14 protein-coding genes and 1 riboswitch are annotated in these 13,651 nt (G+C 32.0%); of the genes, 8 read left to right on the forward strand and 6 right to left on the reverse strand.

Annotated elements, in window-relative coordinates; translation table 11 throughout:
• Positions 1-4: 4 nt before the first annotated feature.
• Positions 5-1,159 carry a betaine/proline/choline family ABC transporter ATP-binding protein gene (locus tag LQ675_RS06235; protein ID WP_048539534.1) on the reverse strand — a complete coding sequence of 385 codons (1,155 nt, stop codon included), beginning with the start codon at positions 1,157-1,159 and terminating at the stop codon, positions 5-7.
• 252 nt (positions 1,160-1,411) lie between these two features.
• On the opposite strand from LQ675_RS06235, the gene LQ675_RS06240 reads away from it, so the two are divergent.
• The 5 genes from LQ675_RS06240 to ribH all read left to right on the forward strand — a co-directional run bounded on the left by LQ675_RS06240 (position 1,412) and on the right by ribH (position 7,045).
• Positions 1,412-2,926 carry an FAD/NAD(P)-binding protein gene (locus LQ675_RS06240; RefSeq protein WP_048539535.1) on the forward strand — a complete coding sequence of 505 codons (1,515 nt, stop codon included), beginning with the start codon at positions 1,412-1,414 and terminating at the stop codon, positions 2,924-2,926.
• Between the two features lie 484 nt (positions 2,927-3,410).
• Positions 3,411-3,543, forward strand: a riboswitch (FMN riboswitch).
• Positions 3,544-3,686: 143 nt separating this feature from the next.
• On the forward strand, positions 3,687-4,733 hold the full coding sequence (gene ribD / locus LQ675_RS06245; RefSeq protein ID WP_152291574.1) for a bifunctional diaminohydroxyphosphoribosylaminopyrimidine deaminase/5-amino-6-(5-phosphoribosylamino)uracil reductase RibD: 1,047 nt from the start codon (positions 3,687-3,689) through the stop codon (positions 4,731-4,733).
• Between the two features lie 4 nt (positions 4,734-4,737).
• Entirely contained in the window at positions 4,738-5,370 is a 633-nt protein-coding gene (locus LQ675_RS06250; protein WP_107610371.1) for a riboflavin synthase, read from the forward strand.
• 11 nt (positions 5,371-5,381) lie between these two features.
• Positions 5,382-6,554: a bifunctional 3,4-dihydroxy-2-butanone-4-phosphate synthase/GTP cyclohydrolase II gene (locus LQ675_RS06255; protein WP_048539538.1), complete on the forward strand. Its 1,173-nt coding sequence runs from the start codon at positions 5,382-5,384 to the stop codon at positions 6,552-6,554.
• Between the two features lie 20 nt (positions 6,555-6,574).
• Positions 6,575-7,045 (forward strand): 6,7-dimethyl-8-ribityllumazine synthase, encoded by a 471-nt coding sequence (ribH, locus tag LQ675_RS06260; protein ID WP_058592006.1) that lies wholly within the window; start codon positions 6,575-6,577, stop codon positions 7,043-7,045.
• 40 nt (positions 7,046-7,085) lie between these two features.
• Here the strand turns inward: ribH and LQ675_RS06265 are convergent, their stop codons facing one another.
• Entirely contained in the window at positions 7,086-8,090 is a 1,005-nt protein-coding gene (locus tag LQ675_RS06265; protein WP_048539540.1) for a proline dehydrogenase family protein, read from the reverse strand.
• 245 nt (positions 8,091-8,335) lie between these two features.
• On the reverse strand, positions 8,336-8,791 hold the full coding sequence (locus tag LQ675_RS06270; RefSeq protein WP_048539541.1) for a DUF805 domain-containing protein: 456 nt from the start codon (positions 8,789-8,791) through the stop codon (positions 8,336-8,338).
• 498 nt (positions 8,792-9,289) lie between these two features.
• Between LQ675_RS06270 and LQ675_RS06275 the strand changes: the two genes are divergently transcribed.
• A complete protein-coding gene (locus tag LQ675_RS06275) occupies positions 9,290-9,625 on the forward strand; it encodes a hypothetical protein (protein WP_239727215.1) in 336 nt (111 codons plus the stop codon).
• 42 nt (positions 9,626-9,667) lie between these two features.
• Here LQ675_RS06275 and LQ675_RS06280 read toward each other — a convergent pair whose 3' ends face one another.
• Positions 9,668-10,177, reverse strand: coding sequence for a gamma carbonic anhydrase (locus LQ675_RS06280; RefSeq protein WP_048539543.1), 510 nt, complete (start codon positions 10,175-10,177; stop codon positions 9,668-9,670).
• Positions 10,178-10,261: 84 nt separating this feature from the next.
• Here LQ675_RS06280 and LQ675_RS06285 point away from each other — a divergent pair, with 84 nt between their 5' ends.
• Positions 10,262-11,080 carry an alpha/beta fold hydrolase gene (locus tag LQ675_RS06285; RefSeq protein ID WP_025905248.1) on the forward strand — a complete coding sequence of 273 codons (819 nt, stop codon included), beginning with the start codon at positions 10,262-10,264 and terminating at the stop codon, positions 11,078-11,080.
• Between the two features lie 81 nt (positions 11,081-11,161).
• Positions 11,162-11,569: a transcriptional regulator, SarA/Rot family gene (locus LQ675_RS06290; protein WP_152291576.1), complete on the forward strand. Its 408-nt coding sequence runs from the start codon at positions 11,162-11,164 to the stop codon at positions 11,567-11,569.
• A gap of 550 nt (positions 11,570-12,119) precedes the next feature.
• On the opposite strand, the gene mnmM is transcribed toward LQ675_RS06290, so the two are convergent.
• Positions 12,120-12,677 carry a tRNA 5-(aminomethyl)-2-thiouridylate-methyltransferase MnmM gene (gene mnmM, locus LQ675_RS06295; protein WP_048539545.1) on the reverse strand — a complete coding sequence of 186 codons (558 nt, stop codon included), beginning with the start codon at positions 12,675-12,677 and terminating at the stop codon, positions 12,120-12,122.
• A complete protein-coding gene (gene mnmL, locus LQ675_RS06300; RefSeq protein WP_048539546.1) occupies positions 12,674-13,633 on the reverse strand; it encodes a tRNA modification radical SAM protein MnmL/YtqA in 960 nt (319 codons plus the stop codon). The genes mnmM and mnmL overlap by 4 nt, the downstream gene beginning before the upstream one ends.
• Between the last annotated feature and the right edge of the window lie 18 nt (positions 13,634-13,651).

Consider the following 13,651-nt stretch of genomic DNA (forward strand, 5'->3'; position numbering starts at 1 on the left):
CTCCTTATTTGATATCACTTTTTTCAGTTGCTTCTGTTTCCTCGGTTTGTCCCCATATAGAATCGTAAACAATATCTACTAAGCTTGCTCTTGTTATAACACCTTTTATGTAATATTGTTCATCAACAACAGGGATTAATCTCACATTTCGTTTTAAAATTGTACGAACAGAGTCTTGAAGCATCGTACCTGTCTTAACTGTATAAATATCTCGATGCATAATATCGATAATGTCTGATTTTTTACGATATCCTTCGTTTAAATCTTCAATATCTATATATCCGACAAGTTTACCTTTTACATTTGTAATAAATAGCGTATCTACACGTCTCTCTCTCATAATCGAAACAGCTTCGTCTATTGTCTTCTCAGAAGTGATGGCAATTGGATCTTTCATTGCATCATCAACAACACGTATGTTAGGTCTATCTTGAATAAGTCTGTTTTGACCGATAAACTCGCGTACAAAATCATTAGCTGGATTTTTTAAAATATTGTTTGGTGAATCAAATTGAATGATTTCACCTTGAGACATAATACAAATTCTATCTGCCAATTTAATCGCTTCATCCATATCGTGCGTTACAAATATAATGGTTTTACCAAGTTTTTGTTGAAGTGTCTTTACAAGGTCTTGCAATGTATCTCTTGTAATAGGGTCTAAAGCACCAAATGGTTCGTCCATTAAAATGATATCTTGGTCTGCTGCAAGTGCTCTTACAACACCAATACGTTGTTGTTGTCCACCAGATAATTGAGATGGGTATAAATCTAAATATGATTCTGGTAAGTCTACTAATTTGATAAGTTCTTTAGCTTTTTTCTCTTTTTCTTCTTTAGTCCATTTAAGTAATTTAGGTACTAAAACGATATTTTCACGTATCGTCATATGTGGCATTAAACCAATTTGTTGAATGACATAACCTATATTTCTTCTTAAATTAACTGGATTCATCTTGCTTAAATCTTTCCCGTCAAGCGTAATTGTCCCGCTAGTTGGCTCTATCATGCGGTTAATCATTCTTAAAGCAGTTGTCTTCCCGCTACCACTCGTACCGATAAAAGCGATAAATTCACCAGATTCAATTTTCATATTGATGCTGTCTACGGCTTTTTTTCCGCCACGATAAACTTTAGTTAAGTCTTGGATTGATAACATAATACTTCTCCTTTTTTTGAAATTTATAATAATGACGTTTATTATTATAACACAATAGTTGCATAATTATGAAAATCGCCCAAATCGTGTAATTTATGTTTATTGTTATTTAAAAAAAGGAATAAATAAAAAAAGTGTGAATGAGACTAATGTTATATATAAAGACATGTTATGTTTTCCACATGTATAATAGATTTATAAAATTGAATGATTTTTGCATATTATGCATTGAGAGATTTGGAGGGGTACAATTTGAAAGTAGCAATAATAGGAATGGGAACTGCTGGTGTTAGTACATTAAACCAATTAGCAAAACATAAAAAATTCAAAAAAATTACGGTTGATATATTTGATAGTGTCGAAGATATGGGTATGGGTAAGCCATTTCAAAATGATAGTGATCGATTACTCATTAACTTACCAGCTAATCAAATGTCTTTAAGTCCAGATGATACGAAAGATTTTAAGAAATGGTATAAGAAAAATGATGATTTTGACTATGGTAAAGCGAAATATTTACCAAGATTAGTATTTGGCCATTATATGAAGTCTATTTTAAATGACTTATTAAATAAACACGATAATATATTCGTACATAAGCATAAAGTTGATAGTTGCTATGTCGAAGAAATTAAAGATGAAAGAGGACAATATAAAATAGATGTCTGCTATATAGAAGATGATGAAGCGGTATGCCAAAAGTATGACTATGTCTTTTTGACTATTGGTACTTTACCTTATAAAGATCCGTACAATTTATCTGGATTAAAAGGGTATATTGAATCACCATATCCAACAATTAAAGCATTACGTGATGTTAAAGAAAATGATGATATTGCGATAATTGGAACAGGACTTAGTTCAATAGATGTCATTAGATTTGTAATGGAAAATCATAAACAACTTCCAATAACTGTAGCTTCAAGACATGCTCAATTTCCGACAGTTAGAGGTATTAAACATGAAATCAATTTGAAGTATATTACGAAAGATTCAATAGAAAAGTTAAAAAAGACGCATAAAGGTATCGCACCATTAAAAGAAATAGAAAACCTCTTTGCGAAAGAATGTGAATATCAAAATATTAACTTGAAAAAAATGCTTTATCGATTTAAAAAAGATAATGTAGCGAATATGAAATATGATTTAAGACATGAAGATGAAGTAGGGCATTTTCAATCATTTGTTGAAGAAGTAAAACATCATATGATTCCTGTATGGAATGCCATGACAATCGATGATAAAACGACATTTTTAGAAAAGTATGGACATCACTTTAAACGTAATGCGAATCCTATGCCTCAATCATCAGCTAAGCAATTAATCGAATGGATTGAAAATGGAGACATTGTCGTTAAAGAAGGATTAGAAAATGTACGAAAATATTACGGTAAATTTAGAATTAAATATGAAGGCGAACAAGAAGAAACAAGTTATCATTATGTTATTAATGCGACTGGTCCTAAAAAACATTTATCAGAATTGACAGAAGAAGAGCATTTTATTAAAGGATTAGAGAACAAGCAAATTATAGCTGCACATCCATTTGGAGGTATTCTAGTGATGCCATATTCAAATGAAGTTATTAGTCCTAAATTCGGTACAATGCCAAATTTAAAAGTGATTGGACAATTAACAAGTGGTGTTAATTTTGATGTAAATGGCGTTTCATTATTAGTCGATCAATCCGTAAGAGCCGTAAATGATTTATACGTTGAATTAGAAGAAAGAAAAAAAGTTAAAAAGGCGAAATCTAAAAAGAAATAGTATAAAGGAAGTTGAAATGTAAGCTTGAGACAGTGTTTAATGTCTCAAGCTAATTTTTATGTGTGAGGGTGATGGGGCGTTAAAAGCAGTTTTGGTACAAAGTGCAAATACTGGGGTCGTTATTAGCAAGTTTGGAAACAAGTGCAAATACTGATGTCGTTAGAAGCAGTTCTGTCTGAAAGTACAAATAAGAATACAGTATTAACACTTCTGAGTAGTTTTGTAATTAAGGTCGTCCATAGTAACACTTCGGCCGAGTTTTGTAACTATGGATATCCTTAGTAACATTTCAGGCGAGTTTTGTAACTAAGTGCCCTCGTTATGAACAAGTTTAGTCAAAAGTGTTCACAACGCCCGTCGTTATCAGCATTTTAAAACCATCACACAAATACTAACTATATAAATTTAACTTCTTCATTTGTAATTCTTAGTGAAATGGTATAGAATGATGTCATCAGTGATTACTGATATATAATTTAATAATATATTCTTTCGGGGCAGGGTGAAATTCCCAACCGGCGGTATAATAGCCCGCGACCCATAAGTGAATTTTCATTTATGGCTGATTCAGTAACATTCTGAAGCCGACAGTATAGTCTGGATGGGAGAAAGAATAGACGACAGCGTATGCTATACGCTTATTTCGTTATACTTAAAATGTTAAAGTCTTTTTTCATAAAAGGCTTATTTCGTGATACATTTTTACTCCCAACCACCGAAAAGTGATTTTCGGTGGTTTTTATTTTTAGGAGGTAAAGAAATGAATCAATATTTAGATTTTGCAATTGATTTAGCTGAACGTGTACAAGGACAGACGGGTACGAATCCTTCTGTTGGTGCAGTTATTGTTAAAGATCATAAAATCATAGGTTTTGGTGCACATTTAAAAAAGGGTGAAGCACATGCTGAAATACAAGCTTTAAAAATGGCAGGTGAAGAAGCTCAAGGTGCAACAATATATGTTTCTTTAGAACCTTGTTCACATTATGGTTTAACACCACCTTGTGCCGAAGCGATTATCGATAACGGTATTCAATCAGTTGTATATGCAGTCAAAGATGGTTCTCTTAAAAATAGTGGTCATGAAATGTTGTACGAAGCTGGAATAGATGTAAAACATGAGCCTTCTAAAAGAGCAGAAGACTTATATGAGGCATTTTTTCATCAACAACAAACGAAATTACCATTTATTACTTTGAAAATTTCTACGAGTCTAGATGGTAAAGTTGCGACAGATTACAAAGAAAGTAAATGGATTACATCTAAAGAAGTTAAACAAGATGTATTAAAATTGCGCTCACAACATGATGCAATTATTACAGGTGGGATGACAGTTCGTGAAGATAATCCATTATTAACTACTCGTAATCCCAATTTAAGTAATCCAACTAGAATTGTTTTAACAGAGCAATCACACTTTGGTGGTGATTATGAAATATTCAAAGATGAAGATAATCCTGTTATTGTTGTAACGAGTTCGGAATCATTTCACACGTATGAGAACCAGCATATTAAAGTTAAGAACAGTGATTTATCAAATTTAAAAACGATTATAAAAGATTTATATGAAGATGGATATGCTCAAGTGATGGTTGAAGCAGGTCCTAAACTTGTAAGTCAGTTTATTGAACAAGACTTAGTAGACCAATTAATTATTTATCAAGCCCCGAAGATGATTGGTGGTCAAGGAAAATATCAATATTATCAAACGCAAGATATCGTTCCTTTATCCAATAGTAAATTATTTCAAATTATATCAACAGAAATCATTGGTGGAGATCTTAAAATAACATTAAGAAAGAAGTGACAAGATGTTCACAGGACTCATTGAAACAGTTGGTGTAATCAAGAATACAAGCACAAACCAAGGCGTTAAAACATTAACAATTGAAGCCACTGAAATAATGGATGATTTATCTTTAGGTGATTCCGTTGCTGTTAATGGTGTTTGTCTGACCGTTACTGAGAAAGCAAGTTCTTGTTTTAAAGTGGAAGTGATTACTGGAACAATCTCAGTAACTTATTTAGAACATTTGAAAATGAATGACAAAGTAAATCTTGAAAGAGCGATGTTAGCAAATGGAAGATTTGGTGGTCATTTTGTAAGTGGGCATGTAGATGGTCAAGGCATTATTAAACATATTTCAAAGAGACAAGATGAATGGATTATTGAAATATCTACAGAAGCGCATTTATTAAATCAAATGATTGATAAAGGATCTATCACAGTTGATGGTGTTAGTTTGACAATTTTTAAATTATATCCTCAAAAATTTGAAATTCATTTAATTCCTGAAACGAGAGATCGAACAATCTTTGTTAATAAGAAACAAGGTGACAGTGTACATATTGAAACGGATTTGTTATTTAAATATGTGCAGAAAGCAACAGGACAAAATCATTCAAATTTATCCGAAGAGAAATTACTTAATCTAGGATTTTAGGAGGCTATAACATGTTTGATAACGTAGAAGATGCCATACAAGAACTTAAAAGTGGTAAACCGATTATTGTAGTAGATGATGAAGATAGAGAAAATGAAGGTGACCTTGTCGCAATTTCTGAGTATTTAACAGCTGAAACGATTAATTTTATGGCTACACATGCAAGAGGTTTAATCTGTGCACCGATAAGCAGCGAAATTGCCCAACAATTTGGTTTGAAATTGATGACTGAAACGGGTGATAAATATAAGACTGCATTTACTGTAAGTATTGATCATGCATCAAGTACGACAGGTATAAGTGCTTTTGAAAGAGCGGATACGATTAAAGCATTAATTAATGAAACGTCACCAACAGCATTCGTTCAACCAGGTCATGTATTTCCATTAATAGCTAAAGACAATGGTGTTCTTGAAAGAATAGGTCATACAGAAGCTTGTGTTGATTTAGCGAAACTTTCTGGAGCGAAACCAGCTGGTGCTATTTGTGAAATTATGAATGATGATGGCACGATGGCTCGTAGAGATGATTTATATCAATTTAAACGTAAACATGGTTTGTTAATGATAACGATTGATGAACTTGTAAAGTATAGAAAACGTCATGATCAAATTATTCATCTTGAATCTAAAGTTAAGTTGCCAACTTCATATGGTGAATTTGATATGTACGGCTTTACATCGCAATTAGATGATAAAGAATATATTGTCATTAGTTCAGGAGAAATTAAAGATGGTATGAATGTACGTATTCATTCTGAATGTGTGACAGGTGATATTTTCCATAGTGCTAGATGCGATTGTGGAGAACAGCTTGAATATTCAATGAAATACATTCAAGAACATGGTGGCATGATTTTGTACTTACCTCAAGAAGGTAGAGGAATAGGACTGATCAATAAACTTAAAGCATATGAACTTATTGAACAAGGTTATGACACGATTACAGCTAATGAAGCTTTAGGCTTCGAAGCGGATTTAAGAGATTATACTGAAGCGAGTCAGATTTTGAAATACTTTAATATAGAAGAAATTCAACTCATCAGTAATAATCCAGATAAATTTAATCAATTACAAGTTTTAGGTATACGTGTTTCTAATAGAGTTCCAGTTGTCATTGAACCGAATGAAACAAATGAATCATATATCAATACTAAAAAGCATGAAATGGGTCATTTAATATAAAATAGAATGGAGTTTTTAAAATGAAATTTGAAGGTAAAATGGATGGATCACAATTAAAAGTAGCAATCGTCGTGAGTAGATTTAACGATTTTATAACAGGTCGTTTATTAGATGGTGCTAAAGATACTTTAATTAGACATAACGTGGATGAAGAAAATGTTCATGTAGCATATGTACCAGGCGCGTATGAAATTCCTTTAGTAGCTAAAAAATTAGCGAAGTCAGGGAAATACGATGCGGTCGTAACATTAGGCTGTGTAATTAGAGGGGCGACTACACATTATGATTATGTATGTAATGAAGTTGCAAAAGGTATTTCTAAAGTAAATGATGAAACAGATGTACCTGTAATATTTGGAATCGTAACAACAGAAACAATTGAACAAGCGATTGAAAGAGCAGGAACAAAAGCAGGTAATAAAGGTGGAGATGCTGCCTTAGCTGCAATTGAAATGGCAAACTTACTTAAAAATATTGAAACACAAATATAAAAACAAAGAAGCCAGGACAAGCGTTCTGGCTTCTTATGTATTATTTTTTCTTCGCTTTAGCGATTCCGCCTATACTTAATAAGGTTAAGCCAGCTATTACACTAGCTCCGATAGCAATTTTTCCTTTATTCTTTTCACTAAAGATATCTAATAACATTAAATTAATATTTTGTGGTCTTTCTGCTAATCTTCTCATGAAGTAACCGAACCAATCTTCCCCAAATGGCACGTACATACAGAAATTATAGCCTTCATTAGCGATTTGATATGCATAATCTGTTCTAAAACCATATAACATTTGGAATTCAAATGAATCTCTTGAGATGTTATGATCTTTAACAAATTGTTTAACATGATTAATAACATTATGATCGTGTGTTGCAATTGAAGTGAATGCTTTAGCAGTTAATAATCTTTTTTCAATCAATGCTATATAATTTTTGTCAATTTCTTCTTTAGTTTGATAAGCAATATGAGGTGCTTCCTTATATGCACCTTTAACTAATCGTAATCGCACATCATCGTATTTATCCATAATATTCATAGCATCAAATAAGTATGCTTGAATAACAGTCCCTACATTTTTGAATTCACCCTTAAGTTTATCAACTATTTCCGTAATACCAACTAAATCTTCATATTTTTCAGCATCTATGTTCACAAATGTATTTCCGTATTCATGAGCTTTTAACAAAATTTCTCTCGTATTTTGATAAGCAAACTCTCTATCAATATTGAGACCTAATTGTGTAAGCTTAATCGAAACATGCGCATCAATATTAGCATTGTAGTTTCTTCGCATAATTTCAACAATATTTTGTTGAGCTTCTAAAGCTTCTTGACGTGATGTTACGAATTCCCCTAAATTATCTAACGTACATGAAATTCCCTTCATATTTAATCTTTCAACTGTATCGATTGTTGAATCAATATCAACGCCCGCTACGACCTTGTTTGCACCTAGTGCAGGACCCATTTTCTTAGCTGATTCATTCATGAATTTGTTGTTAGATAATGCAATAAAAAAATCTTTTACGACAGGCATAGCAAGTCCTCCTTAAATATATATATTCATTTAATTTATTTTATCATGGAAATACAAATTTAGTTAAGCGTTTACATTTTTAATATAATGTAAAATTATACTAATTGTGAATTATGACACGAAAAAGAACGCCCCCGCAAGGCGTTCCATAATATTGACAATATTTTGTCCGAAATAAGAAAATATATACACGTATATTAATGTAGTTTAATTGGATTTGTATAATGCGTTTGAACAATTAAATCTTAAACGTATTTAGGACTTTTTCCATATTTGTTTGGAGCTTTATTTCCCTCACTACATGCCATAAGCAGAATTGCAAGATTTAAAAATAAACAAATAATCAATAAGACGGCATATAGTACAGTCATAGAAGTACTTGTAACTGAATCTTTAAATAAACTATATAAAATATCTAAAATAAAAGTAAGTGCATATGTAATAGTAGGAAATATCATTGTCATATTTAAATCATGGAATCTTCTACTAGTTACTGAAATAGAAGCAATAAATGTTGCAATATTAAATATGCTAGAAACAATAACTGTAATAAGCGCAGGAATAGGTAGTACTGTAATTAATAGATTACCTAGCATAGTGATAATGATTGTAGCAAGTATTGGATACCAAAATTCTTTACGTCTAGATCGACCGTGAATATTAAATGCATTTAACCAAAAAAGTTTGTAGTAATGCAGCATATTAAATCCCTCCAATAATTCTTTTCTAAGATATTATTAATACTATTATATACATAAATGGATAAAAAAGGTATTTATATTGTAAAAAAGAAACTGATTGGGAAAATCAGTTTCTTTTTTAATTCATTATTATTTAAATTTTTTTAATATTGCTTATTATGGTTTAGGGGGTGGATTGATTGACTTGCTCATAGTTTGGTGAAATGGGTTCTGCTGCTATGCTAATTGCATGTGGTAGAAATGTGAATATAAACAAAGAAATAATTATTTTTTTAAAGAAATGCATTTTATCATGCTCCTTTAAAGGCGTCTTATGTTACATCTTTAAAGTAACACGACAATATGAATTGATTGCTAATTCAATGTAAAGATTTAATGGCTATTAATGTTAATTTTATGTTAAGGAAAGCAATGAATCTTTAAAATATCTTAATAATTATAGCTGGTTTATCGTGATACAATTAATGTATTAGAAATGACTGTAAAGGAGAAATCGGGATGTTTAGGGATATGGCATTTTATATGTTTGGGAAACCTTTAGATAGTTTCGTGCAATTGTTTATTTTTGAGCCAATTGTGATTGGTATTATAGCAATTTTAGTGGCGATGATTACTAAAAAGTCATGGACAGTTTTTGTTACAATCATTGCTTTAAATATTATTGATAATTTCTTACTCGTTAACTACCACTTTAGTGGGGCAGATATAGGCACAATATTAGTTCAGAATGTTGTCTTCTTCTTTGAGAAGTTCTTCTCAATGTTTTATGAAATTATTATCGCTTATATCGTTGTAAAATTACCGTTTATGCATAGCAAATTTAAAATAGCGTAACAAAAAAGGATTGGGACATTGCGTCTCAATCCTTTTTATTATTTATTGATCTGCTTTATAAATCTCAGCTTTTTCAATATAAGATGCATTGATTCTTTTTAATTCATTATAGTCATCTTCTGTCAGTTCTCTAATGACTTTTGCAGGACGACCAAATGCTAACGTATGTGGTGGGATTTTCTTTCCTGGTGGAACGAGTGATCCAGCACCGATAAATGCATATTCTCCAATTTCTGCACCGTCAAGAATTGTTGAATCCATTCCGATTAACGCGTGCTTGCGAATAATACTAGAATGTAATGTCACTTTATGACCAATTGTTACAAAATTTTCTATTATAAGTGGTTGATTAGGGCTTTGGTGTAAACAACACAAATCTTGGATATTAACACCTTCACCTATAATTGTAGGGGCAACATCACCTCTAATAACTGAGTTGAACCATACTGAGCTTTTAGGACCGATTGTAATATCACCAATTAAAGTTGCATTTTCAGCAATATAACAGCTTTGATCGATTTGTGGTTTTTGACCTTTAAAAGATTTAATCATTCAAGATTCTCCATTCTTTTGAAAAATTTTGTTATACTAAGTTTAACAAAAAAGTAGCTATATAGGTAAAAGGAGTAATATATTATGTGGAAATGGGAAACTGAGAAAGAAGCTAAAGGAATTGTAGTAATTGTACATAATATGCTAGAACATACAGGAAGATACGCATACGTAATCACTAAGCTACGACGAGAAGGTTACCATGTTATTATGGGTGACTTAAAAGGACAAGGACAAACTTCCCGTGTACATAGAGGACATGTTGATAAATTTGAAGAATACCATGAACAAGTACTTGAATGGATATCTATTGCAGAAGAATATCACTTACCAGTATTTACGTTAGGTGTTGGTTTAGGTGGCCTTATTCTTCTTAATTTATTAGAAAAAGTAGATTTAAAAGTTGAAGGCGTACTATTGATTTCACCATTAGTTGCTTTTCAACAAAATATTTCAACAAGACGTAATTTCTTAGCTTCAAGTTTCGGTACAGTTGCGAAAGATGCTAAGTTTGATACGGGCATTAAAGTAGAAAGCTTAACAAGAAACAAAGAAGTAATAGATGATACGAATAAAGATGCTTTAATGTTAAATAAAGTGAGTTACCACTGGTACAAGACTATCTTAGAAACAATGAAAGCAACAATGGAAAATATTCACCACATATCTCCAATTCCTACATTACTTATGCTAGGTACAGAAGATAAAATAGTAGATACAGAATCAATTCGTCAAATCGGTAAAACAATCAATACTAACGAATTATATTTTAAAGCTTGGCACGGACTTAATCATGAAGTACATAATGAACCAGAACGCGAAAATGTAATGAAATATATCATATCATTTATGAATAATCGCATTCACTACGTAGGATTACTTATTGATGATGAAACTGAATAATTTATAAAATATAATGCAAACAAGCTTAAACGATACTATATCGGGTATATAACCCATATAGAGAGCGTTGGAGGCGAGTTTATGACAGAAAAAGTAAATAACGTAAGTGACTTAATTTTATTAGATGATATCCAAAAAAATATAAATATTATTTTTTATAAAATTGAAGAAAAGTTTGATATAGAAAAAGAAGAGTTTCTTACATTAATCATGTTATGGAATAACGGATCGATGAGTTTGAAAGAGTTGGATGGTTATATAGATATTAAGCCATACAAACGAACAAGATTATACAATAACCTTGTGAAAAAAGGATGGATTAATAAAGTGCGCCCAGAGAATGATGAAAGAACTGTAATTGTTGAAGTGAATAAAGACTTCGAAGACAAGAAAGATGCAATTATCGATTTCGCTTGTGAAGAAATCAAAAATAGAAAAGAACATTTTGAAAAACAATTTGAGTCAATCGTTAATACTTGTAATATTTAATTAAAACGCAAACCTGTTGAGTAGGTTTGCGTTTTGTCATTAGATTGTGAAAGATGTGAGTTAAAGAGGGAATAAACACTCGAGATTGTGAAAGATGTGAGTTAAAGGTGAAGTAAACACACGAGTCGTGACTTAAGTATTGAATAAAGCCAAGAGATGAACCAAGTCATGGCTTAAGTATTGAATAAAGCCAAGAGATGATCCAAGTCATGGCTTAAGTAGAGAGTAAAGCCAAGAAATGAACCAAGTCATGGCTTAAGTGCTGAATAAAGCCAAGAGATGATCCAAGTCATGGCTTAAGTATTGAATAAAGCCAAGAGATTGACCAAGTCGTGGCTTAAGTAGAGAGTAAAGCCAAGAAATGAACCAAGTCGTGGCTTAAGTAGAGAGTAAAGCCAAGAGATTGACCAAGTCGTGGCTTAAGTAGAGAGTAAAGCCAAGAAATTGACCAAGTCGTGGCTTAACCACCGGATATATCCAAAAACCTCCAATATCACATAAAAAACGCAAACCCATTCCCAAGGTTTGCGTTCTGTCATTTCACTCATTTTTATCTTTTTTCAATTGCTATTATATATGGTGGATTGTTTTTTTGATTTATAAATTGATAGTGGAGCACGTGTGCTGATTGTTGATCTATTGAACTAACATGATTGATGACTTCGTTAGATTCTATCTGTCCTTCTGGGTGTCCTGGATATACGACTAATACGATGATGCCATTTTTACTTGTCATTTCGAATAGACTTTCAATTGCTTTAATTGTTGTCGGTGCATTCGTTGTAATATGTTTATCGCCTTTTGGTAAATAGCCTAAATTAAATATTGATGCGTCTATTTGCTCATGACGTTCTTTTATTATAGGTGCTGCATTTTCGTGACCTGTTTGATAATAATGAATATTACTATATGCTTCTGTTTTGATTTTAGTATTATTAATGGCTTCTTCTTGTATATCAAACGCGTATACTTCGCCGTTTGGAACTTGATTAGCAAGGAAAAGTGTATCGTTGCCATTCCCACATGTTGCATCAACTACGATACTTTTATCCGTTATATGTGTTGCTATTAAATCTCTTGCGAATGGTAAGATTCCTTGAACAATCATTTTTGAACTTGTTCTGCTTTCTTGAATTTAGATCCTTGCATTGTGCCACGTTCTTTAAGTTCATTGTCTATAGCATTAAGGACTTCCCATTTATTTACACTCCACATAGGTCCAACCATTAAATCGATAGGGCCATCACCTGTAATACGATGAATGATCATTTCTTCTGGTAAAATTTCTAATTGGTCACAAACGAGTTGCGTATAATTATCTTGAGTCATGAATTCAAGCATACCTTTTTCGTATTGTTTAACCATTGGTGTACCTTTAAGTAGGTGTAACAAATGAATTTTAATCCCTTGAACGTCCATTTGTGCGACTTCTTTTGCTGTTTCCATCATCATATTGTAATCTTCACCAGGTAAACCATTAATGATATGTGTACATATATTGATATTGTGTTTTCTTAATTTAGCAATACCTTCGTAATAGCATTTCATATCATGTGCACGGTTAATTAAATCTGAAGTTTCTTGGTGAACGGTTTGTAATCCAAGTTCTACCCATAAATATGTTCTTTCATTTAATTCTGCTAAGTATTCTACAACATCATCTGGTAGGCAGTCTGGTCTTGTTGCAATTGATAGTCCAACTACATTTTCTTCTGATAAAGCAGCTTCGTATTTTTCTCTTAATACTTCAACTGGCGCATGCGTATTTGTAAAAGCTTGAAAATAAGCGATATATTTTCCTTCGGACCATTTTTCATGCATTTTGTCTTTAATTTCTTTAAATTGTACATGGATTGGTTCTGCACGGTTACCTGCAAAGTCTCCACTCCCGGCTGCTGAACAAAATGTACAACCCCCATGTGCTACTGTGCCGTCACGGTTTGGACAATCAAATCCACCATCTAATGCTATTTTAAAAATCTTCTCACCAAATTTATTTCTTAAATGATAATTCCATGTATGATATCTTTTGTTATCAAATGCATAACGGAATTGTTCTGTCATTATATTTCACATCCTGTT

Origin of the sequence: Mammaliicoccus sp. D-M19 (assembly GCF_022386695.1) — a bacterium.
GTDB lineage: Bacteria > Bacillota > Bacilli > Staphylococcales > Staphylococcaceae > Mammaliicoccus > Mammaliicoccus sciuri.

What these genes read in the sequence shown, in the direction of transcription:
- LQ675_RS06275 (WP_239727215.1), top strand. Translation starts at nt 9,290, where the DNA reads ATGTTTAGGGATATGGCATTTTATATGTTTGGGAAACCTTTAGATAGT.
- LQ675_RS06290 (WP_152291576.1), top strand. Translation starts at nt 11,162, where the DNA reads ATGACAGAAAAAGTAAATAACGTAAGTGACTTAATTTTATTAGATGAT.
- LQ675_RS06280 (WP_048539543.1), bottom strand. Translation starts at nt 10,177, where the DNA reads ATGATTAAATCTTTTAAAGGTCAAAAACCACAAATCGATCAAAGCTGT.
- LQ675_RS06285 (WP_025905248.1), top strand. Translation starts at nt 10,262, where the DNA reads ATGTGGAAATGGGAAACTGAGAAAGAAGCTAAAGGAATTGTAGTAATT.
- mnmM (WP_048539545.1), bottom strand. Translation starts at nt 12,677, where the DNA reads ATGATTGTTCAAGGAATCTTACCATTCGCAAGAGATTTAATAGCAACA.
- ribH (WP_058592006.1), top strand. Translation starts at nt 6,575, where the DNA reads ATGAAATTTGAAGGTAAAATGGATGGATCACAATTAAAAGTAGCAATC.
- LQ675_RS06250 (WP_107610371.1), top strand. Translation starts at nt 4,738, where the DNA reads ATGTTCACAGGACTCATTGAAACAGTTGGTGTAATCAAGAATACAAGC.
- mnmL (WP_048539546.1), bottom strand. Translation starts at nt 13,633, where the DNA reads ATGACAGAACAATTCCGTTATGCATTTGATAACAAAAGATATCATACA.
- ribD (WP_152291574.1), top strand. Translation starts at nt 3,687, where the DNA reads ATGAATCAATATTTAGATTTTGCAATTGATTTAGCTGAACGTGTACAA.
- LQ675_RS06235 (WP_048539534.1), bottom strand. Translation starts at nt 1,159, where the DNA reads ATGTTATCAATCCAAGACTTAACTAAAGTTTATCGTGGCGGAAAAAAA.
- LQ675_RS06270 (WP_048539541.1), bottom strand. Translation starts at nt 8,791, where the DNA reads ATGCTGCATTACTACAAACTTTTTTGGTTAAATGCATTTAATATTCAC.
- LQ675_RS06255 (WP_048539538.1), top strand. Translation starts at nt 5,382, where the DNA reads ATGTTTGATAACGTAGAAGATGCCATACAAGAACTTAAAAGTGGTAAA.
- LQ675_RS06265 (WP_048539540.1), bottom strand. Translation starts at nt 8,090, where the DNA reads ATGCCTGTCGTAAAAGATTTTTTTATTGCATTATCTAACAACAAATTC.